The organism is Aquirufa echingensis (assembly GCF_042714525.1).
Classification (GTDB): domain Bacteria; phylum Bacteroidota; class Bacteroidia; order Cytophagales; family Spirosomataceae; genus Aquirufa; species Aquirufa echingensis.
Map to the genome: position 1 here is coordinate 63,911 of NZ_JBBKYA010000006.1, position 13,888 is coordinate 77,798.

General features: G+C 41.1%; 14 protein-coding genes. 7 read left to right on the forward strand and 7 right to left on the reverse strand.

Annotated features, from left to right (window positions below; genetic code table 11):
* The first annotated feature begins 1 nt into the window (after position 1).
* Genes gltX through gatC form a run of 3 tightly spaced genes read left to right on the forward strand, consistent with a single transcriptional unit; the run spans position 2 to position 1,963 of the window.
* A complete protein-coding gene (gene gltX, locus SKC38_RS11625; protein ID WP_377977317.1) occupies positions 2 to 1,507 on the forward strand; it encodes a glutamate--tRNA ligase in 1,506 nt (501 codons plus the stop codon).
* Positions 1,507 to 1,689: a hypothetical protein gene (locus tag SKC38_RS11630; RefSeq protein ID WP_377977318.1), complete on the forward strand. Its 183-nt coding sequence runs from the start codon at positions 1,507 to 1,509 to the stop codon at positions 1,687 to 1,689. The genes gltX and SKC38_RS11630 overlap by 1 nt, the downstream gene beginning before the upstream one ends.
* A complete protein-coding gene (gene gatC / locus SKC38_RS11635; RefSeq protein ID WP_377977319.1) occupies positions 1,676 to 1,963 on the forward strand; it encodes an Asp-tRNA(Asn)/Glu-tRNA(Gln) amidotransferase subunit GatC in 288 nt (95 codons plus the stop codon). The genes SKC38_RS11630 and gatC overlap by 14 nt, the downstream gene beginning before the upstream one ends.
* Here gatC and aroB read toward each other — a convergent pair whose 3' ends face one another.
* On the reverse strand, positions 1,964 to 2,992 hold the full coding sequence (aroB, locus tag SKC38_RS11640; protein WP_377977320.1) for a 3-dehydroquinate synthase: 1,029 nt from the start codon (positions 2,990 to 2,992) through the stop codon (positions 1,964 to 1,966).
* A gap of 142 nt (positions 2,993 to 3,134) precedes the next feature.
* Between aroB and SKC38_RS11645 the strand changes: the two genes are divergently transcribed.
* Complete coding sequence (locus SKC38_RS11645; protein ID WP_377977321.1) at positions 3,135 to 4,118, forward strand: pyruvate dehydrogenase complex E1 component subunit beta; 984 nt, start codon at positions 3,135 to 3,137, stop codon at positions 4,116 to 4,118.
* Positions 4,119 to 4,550: 432 nt separating this feature from the next.
* Here the strand turns inward: SKC38_RS11645 and SKC38_RS11650 are convergent, their stop codons facing one another.
* Positions 4,551 to 6,026 (reverse strand): Do family serine endopeptidase, encoded by a 1,476-nt coding sequence (locus SKC38_RS11650; RefSeq protein ID WP_377977322.1) that lies wholly within the window; start codon positions 6,024 to 6,026, stop codon positions 4,551 to 4,553.
* 172 nt (positions 6,027 to 6,198) lie between these two features.
* On the opposite strand from SKC38_RS11650, the gene lysS reads away from it, so the two are divergent.
* Positions 6,199 to 7,911, forward strand: a complete 1,713-nt coding sequence (gene lysS, locus SKC38_RS11655; RefSeq protein ID WP_377977323.1) for a lysine--tRNA ligase — start codon at positions 6,199 to 6,201, stop codon at positions 7,909 to 7,911.
* Between the two features lie 124 nt (positions 7,912 to 8,035).
* On the opposite strand, the gene SKC38_RS11660 is transcribed toward lysS, so the two are convergent.
* Positions 8,036 to 8,230, reverse strand: a complete 195-nt coding sequence (locus SKC38_RS11660) for a cold-shock protein (protein ID WP_130895221.1) — start codon at positions 8,228 to 8,230, stop codon at positions 8,036 to 8,038.
* 311 nt (positions 8,231 to 8,541) lie between these two features.
* Here SKC38_RS11660 and SKC38_RS11665 point away from each other — a divergent pair, with 311 nt between their 5' ends.
* A complete protein-coding gene (locus tag SKC38_RS11665) occupies positions 8,542 to 8,763 on the forward strand; it encodes a PspC domain-containing protein (RefSeq protein WP_377977324.1) in 222 nt (73 codons plus the stop codon).
* Here SKC38_RS11665 and SKC38_RS11670 read toward each other — a convergent pair.
* The gene (locus SKC38_RS11670; protein ID WP_377977325.1) at positions 8,760 to 9,764 is read right to left on the reverse strand and encodes a glycosyltransferase family 2 protein; all 1,005 of its coding nucleotides are present in this window, start codon (positions 9,762 to 9,764) and stop codon (positions 8,760 to 8,762) included. The genes SKC38_RS11665 and SKC38_RS11670 overlap by 4 nt on opposite strands.
* 91 nt (positions 9,765 to 9,855) lie before the next feature.
* On the opposite strand from SKC38_RS11670, the gene SKC38_RS11675 reads away from it, so the two are divergent.
* Positions 9,856 to 11,565, forward strand: a complete 1,710-nt coding sequence (locus SKC38_RS11675) for an amino acid permease (protein ID WP_377977405.1) — start codon at positions 9,856 to 9,858, stop codon at positions 11,563 to 11,565.
* Positions 11,566 to 11,749: 184 nt separating this feature from the next.
* Here the strand turns inward: SKC38_RS11675 and SKC38_RS11680 are convergent, their stop codons facing one another.
* From SKC38_RS11680 to SKC38_RS11690, 3 genes are read right to left on the reverse strand one after another with little or no spacing between them, the layout of a single operon-like run.
* The gene (locus tag SKC38_RS11680; RefSeq protein ID WP_377977326.1) at positions 11,750 to 12,430 is read right to left on the reverse strand and encodes a zinc metallopeptidase; all 681 of its coding nucleotides are present in this window, start codon (positions 12,428 to 12,430) and stop codon (positions 11,750 to 11,752) included.
* A gap of 4 nt (positions 12,431 to 12,434) precedes the next feature.
* Positions 12,435 to 12,914, reverse strand: a complete 480-nt coding sequence (gene rfaE2 / locus SKC38_RS11685; RefSeq protein WP_377977327.1) for a D-glycero-beta-D-manno-heptose 1-phosphate adenylyltransferase — start codon at positions 12,912 to 12,914, stop codon at positions 12,435 to 12,437.
* Positions 12,895 to 13,887 (reverse strand): lysylphosphatidylglycerol synthase transmembrane domain-containing protein, encoded by a 993-nt coding sequence (locus SKC38_RS11690; protein WP_377977328.1) that lies wholly within the window; start codon positions 13,885 to 13,887, stop codon positions 12,895 to 12,897. Before SKC38_RS11690 ends, rfaE2 begins: the two co-directional genes overlap by 20 nt.
* Position 13,888: the final 1 nt, after the last annotated feature.

Consider the following 13,888-nt stretch of genomic DNA (forward strand, 5'->3'; position numbering starts at 1 on the left):
TATGTCATCATCTGTTCGCGTTCGTTTTGCCCCAAGTCCTACGGGTCCATTGCACATCGGTGGGGTTAGAACCGCGTTATACAATTACCTTTTCGCGCGCAAAATGGGCGGTACATTCATTCTTCGAATTGAAGATACCGACCAAACTCGTTTCGTTCCCGGTGCGGAACAATACATTTTAGAAAGCTTAGCTTGGTTGGGCATAAGTCCCGATGAAGGTGTGGGTGCTGATGGACCGCATGCTCCTTACCGCCAAAGCGAGCGGAAAGAGCTTTACAAAGCCTATGCTGATCAATTGATCCGCGAAGAAAAAGCCTATTATGCATTTGATACATCCGAGGAATTGGATGCGATGCGGACGATGTTTGAAAGTAAAGGTTCTGCATTTCAATATAATGCGTTAACTCGCGTTAAATTGCGTAATTCTTTGGCTTTACCTGCTGCAGAAGTTCAAGCATTATTGGATGCGAATACACCGTATGTGATTCGTTTAAAGGTTCCTGCCAAAGGGGAAATTCGTTTCCAAGATTCTGTACGTGACTGGGTGCATGTCCATACGTCGAGTATCGATGATAAGGTTTTGATGAAATCCGATGGCATGCCTACTTATCATTTGGCGAATGTAGTGGATGATCACATCATGGAAATTACACATGTGATTCGAGGAGAAGAGTGGTTACCATCGGCTCCTTTACATATTTTATTATACCAAGCATTCGGTTGGACCGCGCCTCAATTTGCGCACCTACCACTTTTATTGAAGCCTGAAGGAAATGGTAAATTGTCCAAACGCGATGCGGATTTAGGCGGTTTCCCTGTATTCCCCATGGAATGGACGGATCCGCAAACGGGTGCCGTTTCCAAAGGATTTAAGCAAGAAGGCTATTTGCCTGAAGCGACTTTGAATTTTTTAGCCTTTTTAGGTTGGAATCCAGGTACGGAGCAAGAATTATTTAACTTGACGGAATTAGTTGATGCCTTTTCATTGGAACGTATCAACAAAGCAGGAGCCAAATTTGATGTGAATAAAGCCAAATGGTTTAATGAGCAATATTTGAAACAACAAGCACCTGAATTATTAGCGAAAGAATATTTGGGACATTTACCTGCCGAACAAGGTTTGGCATTTGTTTCTCTGTTTTTAGACCGAATTACTTTTCCTCAGGAATTGTCAACGTTGGTGGCTGCATTTATCGAAAAGCCTTCGAATTATGAAGAGGCTGTTATTCAAAATAAATGGAATGCAGAAGCTGAGAAAGGTTTACGCTTATTGGCAGATGCGTTGCCTAAGGTTGCTGTTTGGCAAGCCGACGAGATAAAACATGCGATTCACGAATGTTTAGAAGCGGCAGGAATCAAAATGGGTAAGGTGATGCAAATTTTACGTGTTGCCCTTAGTGGCAATGGAGCAGGGCCAGATTTGATGATTTCCATGCAATTATGGGGAAAAGATCAAGTGGTAGAACGATTAACAGCGGCATTAAAAGCATTCCCCAAAAATAGCTAATGAAAGCAAAACCGAAACCTAAGGCTCCCAAAGTGCATCCGGATTTAGCAGGATTTGAAATGAATATAGATTCATTGGGCCAAATCACGACAAATTTGGATCGTGATGCCTTGAACGCATTTTTGGATAAAGAAATGCCGGAGGATAAAAAATTAAGATCAAAGAAAGATGAAGGTAAGTAAAGAGGATGTTGTTAAAATTGCGCATCTAGCGCGTTTGGATTTGAAAGAATCCAAGGTGGGAGAAATGCAAGATTCCATCAACAAGGTTTTGGATTGGATGGAAGCTTTGAATGTGGTGGATACGCAGCATGTTGCCCCTTTGGCACACATGACTTCAGCTTTAAATCATTTCCGAGAAGATAAAGCGATTTCGAATTTAACGCGTGAAAAAGCACTCGCATTAGGGCCGGATACCAACGAGCAATATTTTAAAGTTCCGCAAGTAATCGAATAGTTACCCGATGTAATACTCCAAGGCTTTCTTCATCTCCGCCTTGGTCACGGGAATATCATAGCCACAATCACCAATCCCTGTAAGCAGCGAAAAGCGAATTTCGGATCCTTTGTTTTTCTTGTCCTGGGATGTTAATTGAATAATTGCTGGGATTTCATCTGCTTTAATTTGAACACGGCCGTAGGTAGCAAATAACATAGCTTCGATGGCCTCTAATTCTTCTGCCTCCAATAAGTTGCGTTCAAATGCCAAATAGGCCTCTGTAATCATACCGACAGCAATAGCTTCTCCATGCAAGACGGCACGTTTGCCTAATCCCAACAGGTAGGTTTCTACCGCATGACCTAAGGTGTGTCCAAAATTTAAAATTTTTCGCAAGCCTCTTTCTTTCGGATCTTCTTCTACAACTGCTTTTTTGATTTCGACAGAATGGGCGATTAAATCAGCAAGGTCAACTTGGTCAAAATCCAAAGCTGCGATTGTTTCCCATTTTGCAGCGTCTCTAATTAAGCAATGCTTGATGATTTCCGCAAAGCCCGATAGTTTTTGACGATTTGGAAGTGTCTGAATAAAAAATGGATCAATCAAAACTGTTTTAGGCAGTTGGAATACTCCAATGTGATTCTTTAAGCCATGAAAATCGATGCCTAATTTTCCACCTACGCTTGCATCCACTTGTGCCAATAGGGTAGTAGGGATTTGAATAAAATCAATGCCTCTTTTATAAGTAGATGCGCAAAAGCCGCCCATATCTCCAATCACACCACCACCAAGGTTTATGACCAATCCGTGACGATCCATGTTGGCACGAGTCATCGCCTGCCAAATTTTCTCACAGGTCGCAAGTGTTTTATTCTCTTCACCTGATTTGATAACGATTTTCGTATAATTTTTCGGGAGTAAGGATTGAATAAGAGGTAAACAATGTTTTTGTGTCTTTTCGTCCACAATAACTGCGATATGTGAATAATCGTGTTGGCTTAAAAAGCTCGATAAAGTTGCAGAAATTGCGCCGATTTGAACTGACATGGTTGATTTTATTCGATGGAAATTCAAAAATACGACGATTTTACTAAAATAGACGGATTGTAACCTGAATTTTGGTTTTGTGGTGTGCTTTTTCTTGCCTAATTTTGTCGCTGCTTGGGAATGCCCAAAACAAAGATATAATATGAGAGAAATTCAATTTAGAGAAGCCTTACGTGAGGCTATGCAAGAGGAAATGCGTCGCGACGATACTGTCTTCTTAATGGGAGAAGAAGTTGCGGAATACAATGGTGCTTACAAGGTGTCACAAGGTATGTTGGACGAATTCGGTCCTGAGCGCGTGATTGATACCCCAATCGCTGAATTAGGTTTCGGTGGTATCGGTGTAGGTGCTGCAGCGAATGGTTTACGTCCGATTGTTGAGTTCATGACTTTTAACTTCTCTTTAGTGGCTATTGACCAAATCATCAACTCAGCGTCTAAGTTGATGTCGATGTCGGGAGGTCAGTATTCTTGTCCTATTGTTTTCCGTGGACCTACGGGTAATGCTGGGCAATTATCTTCGCAACACTCGTCCAATTTTGAAAATTGGTTTGCTAATACTCCTGGTCTTAAAGTGGTTGTTCCTGCAACGCCTGCAGATGCGAAAGGCTTAATGAAGGCTTCGATTCGTGATAATGACCCTGTTATTTTCATGGAATCGGAATTGATGTATGGAGATAAGGGTTTAGTGCCAGATGGTGAATATTTAATTCCGATTGGTAAAGCGAATATCGTAAAACAAGGTACAGATGTGACGATTGTTACTTTTGGTAAAATGTTGTCACGTGTGGTTTTGCCAGCGGTAGAAGAATTAGCGAAACAAGGAATCAATGCTGAAGTAATCGATTTGCGTACTGTTCGTCCAATCGATTATTTGACAGTTGTTGAGTCGGTAAAGAAAACAAACCGTTGTGTTGTTGTTGAGGAAGCCAATCCATTATCTGCTATCTCATCTGAAATTGCATATCACTTACAACGTTGGGCTTTTGATTATTTAGATGCACCTGTAGTTCGTGTGAATTCACGTGACTTACCTTTGCCATATGCTCCAACATTAATCGAAGAGATTTTGCCAAACGTCGCTCGTACTATCGATGCGGTGAAGACGGTGATGTATCGGAAATAGTTGACAGTGGTCTGTGATCAGTGGTCAGTATAATTTAAGCCTCGCTTGGTTTTCCAGGTGGGGCTTTTTTAATAGTCGTCAGTCGCTAGTCACTAGTCATTAGTCGGATAAATTAGCCATCATATTAATTCCCACTAGGATTTATAAGTGAGGCTTTTATTTTTAGTATTGTCGCTAAAAGCTTATGACTGCCGACTAGCGACTAGTGACTGATGACTAGCGACTAGTGACTGACGACTAGCGACTGACAACTAGCCCCCATAAAAAAAGCCCCACCTGGATTCCCAAGCGAGGCTTTTTTGCTTTAGTAAAATCGCTGTCAGCTTATTACTGCCGACTAGCGACTAGCGATTGATGACTAGCAACTGCCGACTAGCGATTGATGAATAGTAACTGCCGACTAGCGACTAGTGACTAGCGACTGCCGACTGTTTACAACACATAAATAAACCTTGACCCATCCACATCAATGCCCTCCAGCTTCGTGCGGCCTTTGCGTGCTTCTAGTAATTCAGCAGCTTCTTTCGGGTTATTTACTGCTTTGTCATTTATCTTTGTGATGATGGATCCTTTGGATAAACCATACATTTCCAAACGTCCTTCAGGTAACACTTCAATTACTTTGACACCAGAACTTACATTGAATTTCTCCTTATCTGAGCTGCTCAATGCGCCAAATTTCGCACCTAGGAATTCAGATTTATATGATTCTCCTGTTTCTCCTTTCAAAATAGCAGTATTGCCATCTTTGTTTTTTAAGGTAACTGTGAAGTCTTTGTTTTGACCATCGCGATTAACAGTTACATTAAGCGTTTCACCTGGACGCTTGCGGCCCACAATTTCCATCAACTTCGCCGATGTCTTTGTTTCCATGCCGTCAATTTTAGTAATGACGTCATTGATTTTGATTCCCGCTGCTTTAGCCGCAGAATTCTCAGAGAATCCGCCTACATAAACACCTGTTGATACTTTTAGATCCTTTTCGTCAACCAATTTCGAATTGACTTCCATGATGCTAACGCCCAAGAATCCGCGTTGTACATTACCATATTTGATTAAATCAGCTGACACTTTCTTAACAATACTTACTGGTACCGCGAAAGAATAGCCAGCAAATTGGCCCGTGCGTGAATATATGGCGGTATTAATTCCAATTAGTTCACCTTTCAAGTTGACCAATGCGCCCCCCGAGTTGCCCGGATTAACTGCAGCATCTGTTTGAATGAAGGATTCTAAAGGATTTGCGGCTTTTTCATCATCGCGGTCGATGATGTTTTGGCGACCTTTGGCTGATACGATACCCGCTGTTACGGTCGACTCTAAATTAAATGGATTGCCCACAGCTAATACCCATTCGCCCACTTTTAATGCATCAGAATCACCAAATGTTAAGAAGGGTAAATCGTTTGCTTTGATTTGAATAACGGCTAAGTCTGAAGATGGGTCCGTTGAAATGACTTTCGCTTTAAATTCACGTTTGTCATTTAACATTACGGAGATTTCTGTTGCTTCAGCTACGACGTGATTGTTCGTAACGATATATCCGTCTGCACTAATAATAACACCCGATCCCGATGCCTCCGCCTGCTGAGGAGCTTGTCGGCGGCCACCTCCACCGAATGGATCACCAAATCCACCAAACAAGTCATCGAAAGGACTCGAAAACTGACGTTGTCTTTGTTCCATTTTGGTTTTGATGTGCACAACGGCTGGCGTTGTTTTTTCGGCTGCATAAGTGAATTCACCCGGGCTACCTGCTGCGGTAATATTGGATACATTGCTTGTGAAAGCGGATGGAGAATCACTGAAATTCGATTGATTCCCTAAATTAAGTAATTGATATGCCCCCAAGGTTACCCCGCTGGATAATAGGGCGATGACTACGTAGGATTTTAATTGATTTTTCATTTCCATCTTGCGATTTGTAAAAGGGTTAGTATTTGATTTACGAATTTAATCGAAAATTCGTTTTAACAGTTAAACATAAAATCGAATTAACAAGTTTTAAGAATTGTAATCAACTTTTATTTGCCAAGAGAAATGGCTATTTTTGTGGCTTCATTTTATCCCTTATATTCTGATGATTTTAAGTGAACAAGAACAGCTGCGTAGGCAAAAGAGACAAGAGTTAATGGCCATGGGGATCGACCCATATCCAGCGGCTGAATATCCGGTAAACGTACATTCGGCAGAAATTTTGGCCAATTACTCACCTGAAAAGGCAAATTATCAGGAAGTTGTTCTTGCGGGTCGCTTGATGGGTTTCCGTATTATGGGAAATGCTTCATTCGCTGAATTGCAGGATGCTGGAGGACGTATTCAATTGTATTTCCGTCGGGATGATTTATGCCCAGGAGAAGATAAAACTTTATATAATACCGTATTCAAAAAGTTGTTGGATATCGGAGACATCATCGGTGTCAAAGGATACGCATTTACAACACAGGTAGGTGAAATTTCGGTGCATGTTCGTGAATTTACCTTGTTGTCGAAGGCTTTGCGTCCACTGCCAGTTGTGAAAGAAGCTGAGGGCCAAACGTATGATGCATTTTCAGATCCTGAAATGCGTTATCGTCAGCGCTATGTGGATTTAATTGTTAACCCGCAAGTAAAAGATATTTTTATCAAACGTGCGAAGATTGTTTCGACCATGCGTTCGATGTTTGATGAACGCGGTTGGTTAGAGGTGGAAACACCTGTGTTGCAAGCCGTTCATGGGGGTGCTGCTGCCCGACCGTTTAATACACACCACAATACCTTAGACATGCCACTTTATTTGCGTATTGCAAATGAGTTGTATTTGAAGCGTTTGATCGTAGGCGGTTTTGATGGTGTCTATGAATTTGGTAAAATGTTCCGCAATGAAGGAATGGACCGGACACATAATCCGGAATTTACTTCCTTGGAATTTTATGTTGCCTATAAAGATTACCATTGGATGATGGATTTGACAGAAACCATCTTCCAAACAGTTGCTCAGACTTTACATGGTCAAACCAAATTGCGCGTAGGCGATAATGATATCGAATTTGCAGGACCTTATCCGCGATTAACTATATCAGGTGCTATCCAACAATATGCGGGTGTGGATGTTGATGCTATGTCGGAAGATGAATTGCGTAAACATTGCCTTAGTTTAGGAATGGAAGTGGATACCCAAATGGGAAAAGGTAAGTTGATCGATGAGTTATTCGGCGAAAAGGTGGAGGCCAACTTGATTCAGCCGACTTTCATTACGGACTATCCGGTAGAAATGTCGCCATTGACGAAAAAACACCGTTCGAAAGAAGGCTTAGTAGAGCGTTTTGAATTATTCGTGAACGGAAAAGAAATCGCCAATGCTTATTCCGAGTTAAATGATCCGATTGATCAAAAAGAGCGTTTTGAAGATCAATTGCGTTTAGCTGAAAAAGGAGATGATGAGGCGATGGCAATGGATTACGATTTCTTGCGTTCTTTGGAATATGCGATGCCACCAACCTCAGGAATTGGAATTGGTATTGACCGATTAACCATGTTAATGACGAATCAAGTATCGATTCAAGAAGTATTGTTCTTCCCGCAAATGCGTCCGGAAGTTATCAAAGAAGTTTCGTCAGATAGCGAATTTACCAATGCAGGTGTGCCTGAAATTTGGATTCCAGCCCTTCAAAAAATGGGTATATTGACATTGGATCAATTGAAGGAAGCAAATCCCAATAAAGTATTTAACGACTTAGGAGGAATGCGTAAGAAATTGAAGATTGATGCAGGCATGCCTACGAAAGATGAGGTAATCGCCTGGATTGGATAATTGCTGTTAAATAAAAAAGCCTTCCGAAGAAGGCTTTTTTATTTCTCTTTAACTAGAGATCAATGGGGCAATACTATATATTGAAATCTACTGATTTGCTCTAATCAAATTAAACGTGCGAAAATTAGATTTTCTTTACGTTGATTGCGTTTGCTCCGCGCTTTCCATCAGTTACCTCGTAAGATACTGAATCGTTTTCGCGAATTGTAACACCTGAAAGGCCAGTTACGTGTACGAAAATGTCTTCGCCTGTTTGATCATCAACGATGAATCCGAATCCTTTAGTCTCGTTGAAAAATTTTACTTTACCAGTTTGCATAAAAATAATGTTAAAAAATTAATACTCAAATCGATTGTTCTGCGCTAGAAGACGAAGCAAACTTTAGAATCAAAACTATAAATAGTGGGAGATACTAGAGAGGAGAAGTCTGAACTATGGCTGAATTAAATCTTTTAAGTGCTCAAATGTAGAAAAAATATAATTGTATGCAAGCATTTTGTAATTAATTATCAGTTAATTGAAAATATATTAATACTTTTCCTTTATTTTATTGTACTTTATCTATTCGCTATCATTTTTTCTTTAAATGCGGAAAAAAATCTAATTTTGCAGAACCTAAATAAATTGCGATGTACAGATTGAAATACTTTGTTGAAAATCAGGCCTTTGGGGTTTGTACGCGATTAGGTGAAAAGTTTAAAATATCAACAAGTAGTATTCGCTTGTATTTTATTTACACTTCTTTTCTGACCTTGGGTTCCCCCATTATTATCTATTTAATCTTAGCCTTTTGGATGAATATTCGTCGGTATTTGCGTCAGCGAAACAATCCGTCTGTTTGGGATATTTAAAATCGGAGTGCGGGGAATAGCTTGATTTTACGAACGAAGTGGTCCCATACAATGCTTCCTTGGTAACTTAACACTTCCTTTTTGGCTAATTCAGCTGCCAAATTTTCTTTGTTTTTCTTAAAAAATACATAGCCATAAAAGTCGCGATGTGCTCTTAAGATTGCTAAGATTTGCTTGAATTCTCCTTTTAATAGAAATTGTACTCCTGCCAAACCGTCAAGAAGCATTCGTGTAAATAATATCCCCAATCGCTTTTTCGTAGGAAGGTTCTTATACAATAAGATTAAGTTATTTCGAAAATTCAGGTAGGTCTTTTGCGGATTTCCTTGTGCTAATGTTCCTCCACCGACGTGAAGCACTTCGCTTGTTGAGACAGCGGCAATGTTGTAGCCTGCGCGCTGCATGCGCCAACAAAGGTCTATTTCTTCCATGTGGGCAAAGAAATAGGCATCAAGTCCTCCAACTTCCCAATATACGCTTGATCGAACCATTAGACAGGCTCCGGTAGCCCAATTGACGAGCGCACTTTCATATTGATTCGTTTGATTTTCTATCGTGTCAAAGATACGACCTCTGCAAAATGCATACCCATATCGATCCCAGTAGCCTCCTGCAGCGCCAGCATATTCGAATTTATGAGGCTCTTGATAAGATAAAATAAACGGTTGGGCCGCAGCCACCTGGGGATTTGCCTGAAAATAGGCCAACAAATTGCTGAGCCAATGTTCCTTCGGTTCAATGTCCGAGTTCATGAGCACATAATATTCGGCGTCAATTTGTTTAAGCGCAAAATTGTAGCCTCCGGCATAGCCTAAGTTTTGGCTTGAATGAATCAGGTTGACTTGCGGGAATTCCGATTGAACGAATGCGATAGAATCATCTGTGGAGCCGTTGTCTGCTACATAGATTACTCCTTCTGGACTTGTAGAGATTACTTTTGGAAGGAATTTCGAGAGAAATGCTTTTCCATTGTAGTTTAAAATGACGACGGCTACTGACATGCTTACAAAGGTAAGGCTTTTCGTTTAATTAGAATTTCTTTGAGAAAGATGTATTTTTGTTCTTCGTTACAATAATCAACAAGCTTATATGATGTGGTCTTCCTTTTTTCGTAAGAAGTCAATAGATAAAATTATTTCAGACCAACTGGAAATTGAAAAGTTAGAAGGGGGCCAAATGCATCGCAATTTAGGCGTTCGTGATTTGACTTTCATGGGTGTTGCGGCGATTATTGGTGCCAGTATTTTCTCAGCAATCGGTCAAGCATCGGCTAATGGTGGTCCTGCAGTTTCCATGTTATTTGTTTTTACGGCCTTAGCCTGCATGTTTACCGCATTCTGCTATGCCCGTTTCGCGGCTACCGTTCCTATTAGTGGTAGCGCTTATACTTATGCATATACAAGTTTAGGCGAAATTGTTGCTTGGATTTTGGGTTGGAATCTCTTGCTTGAATATGCCATTTCCAATGTAGCCGTAGCGATTTCTTGGTCAAAATATTTCGTTGATCTCATGGAGGGCCTCGGGATTCATGTGCCGGAATTTTTGACGATGGATTATTTGTCGGCCAAAAGGGCTTTCGTCGAAGCTGAGCCCATGTTACAAGCCGGTCAAACCTTACAATCCTTGCACGTAAACTTGCGAGAAGGCTATATGGCTTACCAGTCGGCGCCAACGATCTTCGGATGGCATTTTGTAGCTAATTTACCAGCCTTGTTGATCACAGTTGCCATTACTTATTTGGTCTATATTGGAATCAAAGAATCAAAAAACACCAACAATGTTCTCGTTATTTTGAAATTGTTGGTCATCGCTATTGTGATCGGTGTTGGGGCATTTTACGTACAAGTAGAAAATTGGACACCCTTCGCGCCCAATGGTATTTCAGGTGTTTTGAAAAGTGTAGCTGCTGTTTGTTTTGCATATATAGGTTTTGATTCCATTTCAACGACTGCAGAAGAGTGTAAAAATCCCCAACGGGATATCCCAAAGGCGATGATGTGGGCTTTGATTATTTGTACGACACTTTATGTGTTGGTGACATTGGTCCTAACGGGAATCGTTCCATCGCATCAATTGACCGGAATCGAAGATCCTTTGGCTTTTATGTTCATGAAAGTGAATTTGCCTGGAGTAGCTGGAGTTGTGGCGGCGAGTGCTGTTATAGCCTTAACAAGCGCATTATTGGTCTATCAATTAGGCCAGCCACGTATTTGGATGACCATGTCGCGTGACGGATTATTGCCAAAAGCTTTCGCGCGGATTCATCCGAAATATCGTACACCGTCGTTTTCGACGATTATGACTGGTGTTTTGGTGGGTGTGCCGGCATTATTTGCCAATTTGGAAGAAGTGATCAACTTGTCCAGTATTGGTACTTTGTTTGCTTTTGTTCTGGTATGTGCGGGTGTGTTGATTCTGGATTTGGATCCAGAGAATCAAAAGAAATCGAAGTTTAGGATACCTTATGTTAATGCCTCTATTTGGGTTGGCTTGGCATGGGTAGTAGCCTTGTATTTATCATTGCCTGATTCAGTTTCGTGGTCAACTTGGTTGGGAAGCTATTTTGAAGGAGAGGCAAAGGCAGATCATTGGATCATGTCGGGCTTTTTCATCATCTGGTTAGTGCTCGCTTTTTTCAGCTACACGCATCGCTTATCCTTAATTCCTATTTTGGGATTATTAGTGAATCTATATCTAATGACTCAAATGGGGGCGACCAATTGGGAGCGATTTGCCTATTGGTGTTTAGCTGGGGTTGTTATTTACTTTGGGTATAGTTATCGGAAGAGTAAGTTGAATTAGGTGAGAGTGAAGAGTTAAGAGTTAAGAGTGAAGAACTAAGAGGTAAGAGTTTAGAAATAAGAATTAAGAATTAAGAGGTTGATGTATTGGTATAAAAAGAAAAGCCTACGAATTTCGCAGGCTATCCTTAACTCTCAGTTCTTAACTCTTCACTCTTCACTCTTACCTCTTACCTCTTAATTCATTAGTCATCACTTCTCCTACCACCCATCAAATTCAGATAATAAAGCAATTGTGCCAACATGCCTAATGCTGCAACTACATAGGTCATCGCTGCCCACCAAAGTGCATCTTTAGATAGTTCATATTCGGCAGGAGTAACAATATTATTCGCCTTAATCCAGGCCAAAGCTCGGTCAGAAGCATCAAATTCGACAGGTAGAGTGACAAAGCTAAAGAGTGTCGCTAAAGCAAATAAAGCTACACCAATAGCCAAGACAGTAGAGTTTCCTGTAGAATATAAGAGCATCATTCCAGCCATCAATAAAAGAGGCATGAAACCATTCGCAATATTCAACATGGGAACCATCGCACTGCGAAATTGTAGAAAACTATATGCTTTAGCATGTTGGACTGCATGTCCGCATTCGTGCGACGAAACAGCCGCTGCGGCTGCATTTCGGCCATAATATACATCATGACTTAAGTTAACTGTCTTATCTGCCGGATTATAATGGTCGGTTAGTTGTCCTTCCACTGAAATCACGCGCACGTCGTGGATGCCGTGGTCGGCCAACATGCGTTCCGCAATTTCTTGGCCTGACAAATTACTTTGTAAGGCTGTTTCTGAATAAGTTTTGAATTTTGATTTTAAACGCCACGAAATAAGCATTCCGATGACACCAAAAATAATAGCAATAATCATGGTCTTAATTTTTTAGTTTTTGAATAATGTTAGTTGTTGAATATGTCGGTACCAGTGGAATCGTTGTTACTTTTCCGCCATGAGCGATGACCTCTTTGGCACCTACGATGGTTTCAATCGAATAGTCGTCTCCTTTTACCAAGATATCTGGTAGTAATTCATTAATCAGATTCAATGGTGTTTCTTCCTCAAAAATGATGACAAGGTCAACAAATTCAAGCGCCGCCAAAATTCGAGCACGGGCATATTCATTGTTGACTGGTCGCGATGGTCCTTTTAGTTTGCGAACAGAACTATCCGCATTAACGCCAACAATCATTTTAGTGCCTGTTTGTCGTGCTTTTTCAAGATAATCCACATGTCCTAAATGAAGAATGTCAAAACAGCCATTGGTAAAAACGACTTGTTGGCTTTCCTGTTTCCAAATGCTTCGCCTCGATTTTGCCTCAGCCAATGTGCAAATTTTATGACTCGATTCCTGCATTTTTTTGTGGTAAGAAAAAGGTGATAATAAAACTTAATCCGCCAAATAACAAGATCGTCGCCATTTGGGTTCCATGGAAAAATGTTGCCAATACGGTTGCGTCTTTTAAAGGGATTAAGTAAAAACTTAGCGTGGATGCGACTAAACTATGGTAAGCACCGATTCCGCCTTGCGTAGGAGTGGCCATACCAAAGGTGCCCATAACCAAAACCGTTAATCCAGCTGATAAACTTAAGCTTGCGCTAATCGGGAAAGCTAACAGCAGCGTGTAAGTGTTTGCGAAATAGGCAACCCAGATTAAAATCGTGTACAAGATGAATTTGGAGGGATTTTCAACTTCTTTGATACTCAAAATTCCAACGAACCAGCCTTGCAATAATTGGCCAACTTTGTTGGTCGCAGCAAAGTGCTCCCAACGAACGCGTAGTCGGTCGCGAAGAATCCAAATTAAACCTAAAAAAGCAATCCCGCCTGCGCCTAATCCCGCTAATAAGATTGTAGGGGGGAGGTGGAAGTTGGGGAAAAGGAATTGTTGGATCGGCTTCCATTCGACGATAAAGGTTAGGCCAACTAACGCGGCGAGGCCTAGAAGGTCAACGATTCTTTCGGTGATCACAGTGCCAAATGATTTTTCAAAAGGAATGTTCGCGGTTTTTTGTAAGGATCCACAGCGTGAAACTTCACCCATGCGGGGGACGATGAAGTTAGCGAAATAGCCAATCAATACTGCTGATAGGGTACGCGTGGTACCAGGTCTATATTGCATAGCTCCCAGTAGTTGCTCCCAGCGTAAAGCACGGAGCAGATGCGAAATCATGGCGATGATAATGGAAACAATAATCCATTGATAGTTTGCTGTTTGCGCAGTCTGATAAATATCCGCCCAATGTAAATCGCTTTTTGAAAAGGCCCAATACAATAGGCCCGCAGCTAGCAAAGTTGAAATGCTATATTTAATAAGGGCTTTGATCATC

What these genes read in the sequence shown, in the direction of transcription:
- gltX (WP_377977317.1), top strand. Translation starts at nt 2, where the DNA reads ATGTCATCATCTGTTCGCGTTCGTTTTGCCCCAAGTCCTACGGGTCCA.
- SKC38_RS11630 (WP_377977318.1), top strand. Translation starts at nt 1,507, where the DNA reads ATGAAAGCAAAACCGAAACCTAAGGCTCCCAAAGTGCATCCGGATTTA.
- gatC (WP_377977319.1), top strand. Translation starts at nt 1,676, where the DNA reads ATGAAGGTAAGTAAAGAGGATGTTGTTAAAATTGCGCATCTAGCGCGT.
- aroB (WP_377977320.1), bottom strand. Translation starts at nt 2,992, where the DNA reads ATGTCAGTTCAAATCGGCGCAATTTCTGCAACTTTATCGAGCTTTTTA.
- SKC38_RS11645 (WP_377977321.1), top strand. Translation starts at nt 3,135, where the DNA reads ATGAGAGAAATTCAATTTAGAGAAGCCTTACGTGAGGCTATGCAAGAG.
- SKC38_RS11650 (WP_377977322.1), bottom strand. Translation starts at nt 6,026, where the DNA reads ATGAAAAATCAATTAAAATCCTACGTAGTCATCGCCCTATTATCCAGC.
- lysS (WP_377977323.1), top strand. Translation starts at nt 6,199, where the DNA reads ATGATTTTAAGTGAACAAGAACAGCTGCGTAGGCAAAAGAGACAAGAG.
- SKC38_RS11660 (WP_130895221.1), bottom strand. Translation starts at nt 8,230, where the DNA reads ATGCAAACTGGTAAAGTAAAATTTTTCAACGAGACTAAAGGATTCGGA.
- SKC38_RS11665 (WP_377977324.1), top strand. Translation starts at nt 8,542, where the DNA reads ATGTACAGATTGAAATACTTTGTTGAAAATCAGGCCTTTGGGGTTTGT.
- SKC38_RS11670 (WP_377977325.1), bottom strand. Translation starts at nt 9,764, where the DNA reads ATGTCAGTAGCCGTCGTCATTTTAAACTACAATGGAAAAGCATTTCTC.
- SKC38_RS11675 (WP_377977405.1), top strand. Translation starts at nt 9,856, where the DNA reads ATGTGGTCTTCCTTTTTTCGTAAGAAGTCAATAGATAAAATTATTTCA.
- SKC38_RS11680 (WP_377977326.1), bottom strand. Translation starts at nt 12,430, where the DNA reads ATGATTATTGCTATTATTTTTGGTGTCATCGGAATGCTTATTTCGTGG.
- rfaE2 (WP_377977327.1), bottom strand. Translation starts at nt 12,914, where the DNA reads ATGCAGGAATCGAGTCATAAAATTTGCACATTGGCTGAGGCAAAATCG.
- SKC38_RS11690 (WP_377977328.1), bottom strand. Translation starts at nt 13,887, where the DNA reads ATGATCAAAGCCCTTATTAAATATAGCATTTCAACTTTGCTAGCTGCG.